The organism is Sphingomonas sanguinis (assembly GCF_001476905.1).
In the GTDB taxonomy this organism is placed as follows: Bacteria; Pseudomonadota; Alphaproteobacteria; order Sphingomonadales; family Sphingomonadaceae; genus Sphingomonas; species Sphingomonas sanguinis_B.
Genome location: NZ_LDTE01000139.1, coordinates 1 through 7,707, shown reverse-complemented (window position 1 = coordinate 7,707; position 7,707 = coordinate 1). Strand labels below are relative to the sequence as shown.

At 61.9% G+C, this 7,707-nt stretch carries 6 protein-coding genes; 3 read left to right on the top strand and 3 right to left on the bottom strand.

Translation table 11 applies throughout. The features are described from left to right. Positions 1-51: 51 nt before the first annotated feature. Positions 52-618 carry a phosphoribosyltransferase gene (locus SB4_RS17345; RefSeq protein ID WP_153006310.1) on the bottom strand — a complete coding sequence of 189 codons (567 nt, stop codon included), beginning with the start codon at positions 616-618 and terminating at the stop codon, positions 52-54. Between the two features lie 144 nt (positions 619-762). On the opposite strand from SB4_RS17345, the gene SB4_RS17340 reads away from it, so the two are divergent. Continuing rightward, positions 763-1,317 carry a pseudouridine synthase gene (locus tag SB4_RS17340; protein ID WP_058753587.1) on the top strand — a complete coding sequence of 185 codons (555 nt, stop codon included), beginning with the start codon at positions 763-765 and terminating at the stop codon, positions 1,315-1,317. 199 nt (positions 1,318-1,516) lie between these two features. Beyond that, a complete protein-coding gene (locus SB4_RS17335; RefSeq protein WP_058753586.1) occupies positions 1,517-2,347 on the top strand; it encodes a 23S rRNA (adenine(2030)-N(6))-methyltransferase RlmJ in 831 nt (276 codons plus the stop codon). A gap of 151 nt (positions 2,348-2,498) precedes the next feature. Here SB4_RS17335 and SB4_RS17330 read toward each other — a convergent pair whose 3' ends face one another. Further along, a complete protein-coding gene (locus SB4_RS17330) occupies positions 2,499-5,423 on the bottom strand; it encodes a TonB-dependent receptor domain-containing protein (protein ID WP_058753585.1) in 2,925 nt (974 codons plus the stop codon). Positions 5,424-6,190: 767 nt separating this feature from the next. Between SB4_RS17330 and SB4_RS19260 the strand changes: the two genes are divergently transcribed. Next, positions 6,191-6,427: a DUF3892 domain-containing protein gene (locus SB4_RS19260; protein WP_082670266.1), complete on the top strand. Its 237-nt coding sequence runs from the start codon at positions 6,191-6,193 to the stop codon at positions 6,425-6,427. Here SB4_RS19260 and SB4_RS17325 read toward each other — a convergent pair whose 3' ends face one another. Next, positions 6,428-7,420 (bottom strand): DUF6236 family protein, encoded by a 993-nt coding sequence (locus SB4_RS17325; RefSeq protein WP_058753584.1) that lies wholly within the window; start codon positions 7,418-7,420, stop codon positions 6,428-6,430. Between the last annotated feature and the right edge of the window lie 287 nt (positions 7,421-7,707).

Here is a 7,707-nt window from a genome sequence, read left to right as displayed (position 1 = left end):
GCGCCGATCTCACGACCACGCCGGGCCCGTCGTGGTCGTGAGATCGGCGCGTCAGCGCAGGATGATGGCGGCACCGTGCTTGTGCGCGCGGATTTCGTCCTCGCTCAGCCCGTTGATTTCATGTGGGAATATCAGCCAGTCATTGGTCTCATGCACGAAGAAGTCGGGCTTCAGGTCGGTCACGTTGCGCGACGGCTTGTAATAGACGGTCGCGACCTTCACCTCGTCCGGGATGTTGTTCCGGCACCGCGCCTTCAATTCCCTCAGCAGCGCGCGGATCGAGCGCCCGGAATCGAACACGTCGTCGATCAATAGCAGCCGATCCTCCGGATTGAGCACATCGACCAGATGGCCCAGGCCATAGATGCGCACCTGCGGCTCCTGCTGGTCGATACCGGTATAGGAAGCGGTGCGGATCGCGATATGGTCGCTCTGCACGCCCCGATATTCGAGCAATTCCTGCACCGCGATGCCGACCGGCGCGCCGCCACGCCAGATGCCGACGATATGGGTCGGGCGGAAACCCGAATCGAAGACCAGATTGGCCAGGCGGAAGGAATCCTCCAGCAGGCGGTCGGCGGACAGATAGATTTTGGTGGTCACTACATCGTCCATCATCGGTGAGGGCAAAGCGTAAAAGCCAGGAGCCCCCGAATTGATCGGCCCTTTTGAAACCCTCCGGCGGTCAGGGCAACCATGGCGTGCGGTGCCGTCGTTGATCGACTGCTTCCGGGAGCCGCAAGCGAACGCTATGGGCTCGGGATGGCCCGGCTGCTCCTGTTCAACAAACCCTTCGGGGTCCTGTCGCAATTTACGGATCGTGGATCGCCGACCGTCCGGTCGACCTTGTCGGATTTCATCGCGGTGAAGGGTGTCTATCCCGCCGGGCGGCTCGATCGGGACAGCGAGGGCTTGCTGCTGCTGTGCGATGACGGGCGGCTGCAGGCGCGCATCGCCGATCCCCGCTTCAAGATGGCCAAAACCTACCTCGTGCAGGTCGAGGGCGATCCGCAGGAGCCGGAACTGGAGCGCTTGCGGCAGGGTGTCCGGCTGAAGGACGGCATGACCCTGCCTGCCGAAGTCGACCGGATCGATGCGCCGGACTTGTGGCTGCGCGATCCGCCGATCCGCCAGCGCAAGTTCATCCCCGATAACTGGCTGAAACTCACCATCCGCGAAGGGCGCAACCGGCAAGTGCGGCGCATGACGGCGGAGGTCGGATTGCCCACGCTGAGGCTGGTCCGCTGGTCGATCGGCGACTGGTGTGTCGACGGGATCGCACCGGGCCAGTTCGAGGAGCTTTCCATCCGGGGCTAGGTTGTAACCAGCCCCACTGATCGATGACGCCGTGTTGCAGGGCCGGTTGCCGCGGAGCGTGAAAGCGGATTGGACGTTGGGCTTCGAGGGGTTAGGACGCCGCCCGCCCGGCTCTGGATGGGCGGCGTCTCATCGTCGTGGTCGGCGTCTTCGCCCGGTAGATCGTACAAAGGCCAATCGGCAGGATTTCGGATTTCCCATGAATTATCGCCACTCCTTCCATGCGGGCAACAGCGCTGATGTCGTGAAGCACAGCCTGCTGATCGCGCTGGTCCGGGCCTTGCAGCAAAAACCGGGCGCGTTGACGCTGATCGATACCCATGCGGGCTGCGGGCTCTACGACCTTGGCGGCGAGCAGGCCCAGCGGACCGGCGAAGCCGTGCATGGCGTGTCGCGGGCCTTTGCCGACACGAACCCGTTGCTGGACGATTATCGCGCCGCCGTACGGGCGGTGAATGTCGGGGCCGAGCCGCAGCTCTATCCCGGCTCGCCACGATTCCTGGCGCAGTTGTTGCGCGAGCAGGACCTGCTGATCCTCAACGAGAAGCATCCCGAGGATGCCCGGGCCTTGCGCGGCGCGATGCGCGGTACGCCGGCGGCCGTGCATGAACGCGATGCGTATGAATTATGGCTGGCGATGCTGCCGACCCGGACGGCGCGCGGCGTGGTGGTGGTCGACCCGCCCTATGAACAGACCGACGAACGCGCGCGGATCGCCGCCACGCTCGCCGCGGCGCACCGCAAATGGGCGCACGGCGTGACGGTGATCTGGTATCCGCTGAAAGACCGCGCGACGCATCAGCGGTGGAAGGACGCGCTGCGCAAGCTCGGTATCCCGAAATTCCTGTCGGTTGAGCATTGGCTGTACGACGCCGATCAGCCCGGCATCTACAACGGCGCGGGCCTCTTCTTCGTCAATCCGCCCTATGCCTTCACACAAGCGCTGCCGCCCCTGTTGGAAGCCCTTCGCGCCGCCCTGGCGCCGGACGGACATCGGGGGGAGATCACGGCGGACTGGTTGAACGATTAACGGGGGTGGCTCTGACGGGCTGATCCAGGCGATGGACTCGTAGCGTGCGAGACCGCCGAGCGGAGGACCAGTCCCTATCGCGCCAAACGAAACCGGGGCCCTTCCGCCCAAGCGAAAGAACCCCGGCCTCATTCCCTCAGAACGGCTGGGATCAGAACTTCACGGTCGCGCCGACGAAGATCCGTCGGCCCAGAACGTCATAGACGCCCGGATAGGTGTTGCCGTTGCCGAACAGGTTCAGCACGCCCGAGGCCAGCGCGGGCGGGCTCTTGTCGAGCAGGTTGTTCGCACCGATACGAAGCGTCAGGTTGCGATTGACCTCGACCGCGCCGGTCAAATCGAAATAGCTGTACGCAGGCAGGCGCGCGTCGATCGGGTCGGCGGGCCCGGTGAGATAGCTGTTGCTCGACGTCGCCGAGTTGCTGGTCGGGCCGATATAGCGCCAGTTGAACGACAGGCTGGTCTTCTGGTCCGGCTTCCAGGTCACGCGCACATTGTGACGCCACACCGGGGTCGGCTGGCCGCACGCATAGCCGAACAGGCCCTTGCAGTCATAGCTGTCGCCACCCGGCAGCGGCTGGGTCGCCTGCTGGAACAGATAGGTGCCGATGAAGTCGCCATAGAGACGGCCCAGGCGACCCAGCGGGATCATCGCATTGGCCGCGATGTCGAGGCCCGAGGTCTTCAGATAGCCGGTGTTGAGCGTGGTCGAGACGACATAGCCGGTGCCGAAGATCGAGCCGGTCAGCGGATCGCGACGGAACAGACCGCAATAATAGGGGCTGCCGGTCGAGAAACACTGGCTGATGATCGTGTTCGGATCGATGCTGCCGATATAGTCCTTCACCTTGATGTTGAAATAGTCGATCGAGACGGACAGGTTGCGGCCGCCGCGCGGGGCCAGCACGATACCGGCGGTATAGGTATCGGCCGATTCCGGCTTCAGGTTGCGATTGCCGCCCGACTGGCCGGTGCACTGGTCGGACGGACATTCGATGACCAGATGGCTGTTATACTGGGCGGCGGTGACGCCGGTCAGCTGACAGGCGCTGAGCGAGGCGGTGGGCTTCGCACCGGCGCACGGGTCGACCGCGTTGACGTTGCCCAGCGACAGGTTCGAGAACAGCTCGCTGATATTGGGTGCGCGGATGGCATGGTTGAAGCTGGCGCGCAGGCGCACCGGATCGACCACCTGCCAGCTCAGCTCGCCCTTGTAGGTGAAGGCGTTGAACTTGGACGAATAGCCGGTCGAGCGCTGGTCGTTCTTGTATGCCGAATAGCGGAAGCCGCCGTTCAGGGTCAGCGCCTTGCCGATCGCCGAGTCCTGCGCGATCGGCACTTCGATTTCGCCGAAGCCCTCATTGACCGCGATGATGCCGTCCGAGTCCTGCGTACCCGCCTGCTTGGCCACCTCGTCGCCGGTGAAATACAGCGTCTCGCGACGATGCTCGCCACCCAGCACGATGCTGACGCCGTCCTTGGCCCAAGGGCTGGTGATGCCGAACGTACCCAGGTCGCCGGTGATCGAGCCCGAAATGACGTTCAGGGCATAGCGGCCCCAGGTCCGGGTCGGCGCATAGAGATATTGCGCCTGCTGCCCGGTCAGGCCGCCCGCCTGGAAGACGTTGATCGGCGTACAGGCGGAATCGGTGCCGTTCAGCACCGACTGGCAGACCGCGCCGCCCTTGCCGTCCGGCACGGCCAGCAGTGCCTTCTGCGCCTTGGTGACGTTGACGTCGTTCAGATACTGCTCGTCATAATGCGCGGACGAACGCAGCACGCTGACATCATAGTTGAAGCCGTGGCCGATATCGCCGCGCACGCCGACCATCGAACGGTAATAGCGATGCTGGAGGTCGTCGCGACGCGGCAGGGTGCCGCTGCCGCCCAGGCGATAGCCGATCAGCGTGTTCTGCGTCGCGGCGGTTCCGGCGGCGGCGCCGCACAGCGACTGCTGCTGGCTGGCGCTCATCAACGGGTTGTTGCAGGTCACGGCATAGGTCTGGCCGAACCACAGCGCGGACGGCGCGACCTGCGAGAAGCTGCGGTCGTCCATGTACATGTAGCTGCCATAGATTTCGGCGGCCTTGGACAGCTCCAGGTGCATGAACGCACCCGCATTGTACCGGTCGTCGCTGCGCTGGAAATAGTTCAGCGGGGCGTAGTTGTAGGTGTAGGTCGAATCATAAGGCACCCAGGTCTTCGACCCGTCGCGACTGTTGGTCAGCTTCTGGCCCGCCAGCGGCCCGCCCAGCGGGGTGAAGGTGCCGAAAGGCGTATTGCTCGACCCGCCGCAAGTGAAGGTCGTCGAGGCGCTGTTCAGGGCGCAGGCCGACACGTCGCGGGTCGACTGGAGGACCGGATCGGTGCGACGATAGCCGCCATAGACGGTGATGTTCAGCCGCCCGTCGAGCATCGTCTTGCCAAACGAAGCGTTGATGTCCTGCTTGCCGCCGTCGAAGACGTGGGACGGCGCGGTCTGATAGCCGCGGCCCGACACGATCCCGCGTAGGAAGCCATTGTCGTTGGTGTGGTCGGCGATACTCGTCTGCGCATCCAGGCGAAAGCCGTCGAGCTTGTCGCGCAGGATGAAGTTGACGACGCCGGACAGCGCGTCCGAGCCATAGACCGCCGATGCGCCGCCGGTTACGATATCGACCCGCTCGACGATCGCCGAGGGGATGAAGTTCAGGTCCATGGCCTGGGTCGGCAGCAGGCGCTGGCCGTTGACCAGCGTCAGCACGCGGTTGGACCCCAGATTGCGCAGGTTGACCTGCGCGGTGCCGTTCGAGCCGTTCGACACATTCTCATTCGCGTCGGCGGTGAACTGCGGCAGGCGGTTCAGCGCATTCTCGATATTGTTGGTGCCCTGAAGCGTCAGTTCCTGGGCGTTGACGCTGGTGAGCGGGCTGTTGCTCGTCAGGTCGGGACGGCGGATGCGCGTGCCCGTGACGACGACGTCGTCCGCCGCCTGGGCGTCATTCGCGGTCTGCGCCGACGCGCCACTGGCCGCCACCAAACCCGTCGCCAAGGCAATCAAAGCAGCCGATCGCCGCCAATAGCCATTCTCAATCATCCGGTCCGCCCCCTCATGAGCAATAAAATTACTTATCTCCCATCTCATATTAAGTACGTTATACGATATTCGGTCAATGGGGGCGGTATCGTTTTGGTGTAATGCGCGGCCTGTGTTGCTCAGACGCCTCACCTTCGGGCTGCTGGCCAAGCGGTTTTGTGACGTCGTACCCCTAATTGTCATGAAGAATCCGCGACGGTGGCCCATCGCGCCGGCCGCCGTATTGGGCTCGGCGGTTTCATCGCTTTTGACGGAATTGAATCGCCGGGCATTGCGCCCGATCAGGGGCCGGGATGGATACCCTTGATGGTCAGTAGCGGACACATTGTCTGGTAAGGCCGTCCTTACGCAGAACGCGCCTGATTTTGAGCCTGCTCAGGAACCGTTGAGCATCAACGGGTACGGGGTAGCGATGTCAGAAAAGGTGTCCGCATCGAAAAACGCTACAAGGAAAATCCCTTGGCAAGCGCGGCTATGAGGAGGGGGGGGCAGGACTTCGATCTGATGACCGACCATTATCCCGGAGAAAACGCTCTCTGGGGACCGTCTTACCGACGATCCCCGAGAGATTTCAACGCTGTAAGAAGCGATGGTGCCCAGAAGAGGATTTTACCGGCACCCCTATAAGGCATTGAGAAACAACGACATTTACTCAGGTCGCTGTCACTGTTGGCAATGCCTAATGTAACAGTTTGCCTAGGGACATGGCAATAGGTTGCCGCTCGTCTGAGCGGTTCCTACCTACCTTATTGAAGGGAGACGCCGCCATGACGAAGGGTCGCAAAGTTGTAGATGCCCGCGCTGACGCTAAGGGCAACATCACGCATGTTAAGGTCGAAGGTAACAGCCGCTTTACCCCTCTCAATCAGGCCATGAATATGGCTGATCGGGGCGAGTTGACCAATGTACACAGCGTTCGTCCAACTGAAGCCAAAGCCCACCTGCGGACAAATCCTGACGGCAAGTCTGCTAACAATCTCGACGCGATGGCAGGCGATACCTGATTAGCTTCCGTATTCCTTTTCGATCCGTGCGATGTATCGGAACGGGGAAGGCCCGTCCTTCAATCCCGCTACGCTCTTGATGGAAAGGCCGGCGAGTATCCCGTTTCCAATCGCCGCGGCGGCGGCGATAAGAGAGAGGCCCTGAGCAGCAACCGCGATACCGCCACCGCCAACTGCACCCCGGACTGCTGCTGTCCAATCAAACTCCGTCGTCAAGCTGGCGACAGCCTTTCTTACATTGGAATGCCGAGCTTTCGTCAGGTATTCAGCAAGCGCGGCATCGAAGCGCTCCCGTTCAAGGTTCACGGCCCTAGGATCACCTTCCTTGGACAGCTTGATAGCAAATTCCTCAAGATAGTGTCTCAAAGCAATAAGCTCAGCTTTATGGCGATCTTTGAACGCTAGCACATCCTCATAGGGCGTGGAGGGAGCGGGAACTATAAGTCCGCTCTGCAACTCAAGCCGGAAAGCGAGGTCGGGACTAAGCTGTTGCTCAGGAATTATCGGAGTGTCGCGCTGCGGCCACAGCGACCACCGCCCCGGTTCGCGCTTGTCGAGTAGTTGATAGACTTGCCAGATATAGTTTGAAGTTTGCGAGTACGTCAGTCCCTCGGTGTATGTTACCATCGTCTGCCCGCCAAGGCCAATGCCGGTAACGTCCTTAGGGTCATCTTCTCCGAAACCCATCAAGCTGTTGGTTGGCTTGTCCAGCTTATCGACAAACAGTAGCGCTACCTTAATCGCGCCCTCGTCTATTCCGCGTGTGATGAGGTTCACACCATTGCCATCTTCGGACGGATTGATCTTGGCCGCTATGCCGATGATCCCGCCTCGTTCACCTTTGGCAAGGGGCTGCGAAAGGTCGATGCTGGTAGGCGGGACGGAGCGGAGCGGCTCGCTATGGCCCCGGCTTTGCGACTGGCGCTGACGCAAGACTGGCGGAACGAACGGGTAGATAGGGCCGACTGATCCGAGCAGCTGGTACTTCTTCATAACCCCCAATCGCCCCTTTTGTTATCCCGCCAAGTCGGACTGCTTCTGAGCCGCCTACGACCTATTTTCGATAATGATATGCGAGAGGGTAATCAGACAAGAGTGGGCGACGGTTTCCCCCGTGTACCCGGCCTGCCCGGCTGGCGAATATGACACGCCTGCCCGACCTGCAATATCGCGCGTGGTTCTCCATCCCTGCGTAGCGTGTCACTACAGCCAAGCTCCATCCCTGCTAGATCGATGACGACAGGGCCGGGAACGGCTTGCCCTACTAGGGTCCAAACCCA

Excerpts from the sequence above, each read along its gene's own strand:
- SB4_RS17330 (WP_058753585.1), bottom strand. The coding sequence starts at position 5,423 with ATGATTGAGAATGGCTATTGGCGGCGATCGGCTGCTTTGATTGCCTTG.
- SB4_RS17345 (WP_153006310.1), bottom strand. The coding sequence starts at position 618 with ATGATGGACGATGTAGTGACCACCAAAATCTATCTGTCCGCCGACCGC.
- SB4_RS17325 (WP_058753584.1), bottom strand. The coding sequence starts at position 7,420 with ATGAAGAAGTACCAGCTGCTCGGATCAGTCGGCCCTATCTACCCGTTC.
- SB4_RS17340 (WP_058753587.1), top strand. The coding sequence starts at position 763 with ATGGCCCGGCTGCTCCTGTTCAACAAACCCTTCGGGGTCCTGTCGCAA.
- SB4_RS19260 (WP_082670266.1), top strand. The coding sequence starts at position 6,191 with ATGACGAAGGGTCGCAAAGTTGTAGATGCCCGCGCTGACGCTAAGGGC.
- SB4_RS17335 (WP_058753586.1), top strand. The coding sequence starts at position 1,517 with ATGAATTATCGCCACTCCTTCCATGCGGGCAACAGCGCTGATGTCGTG.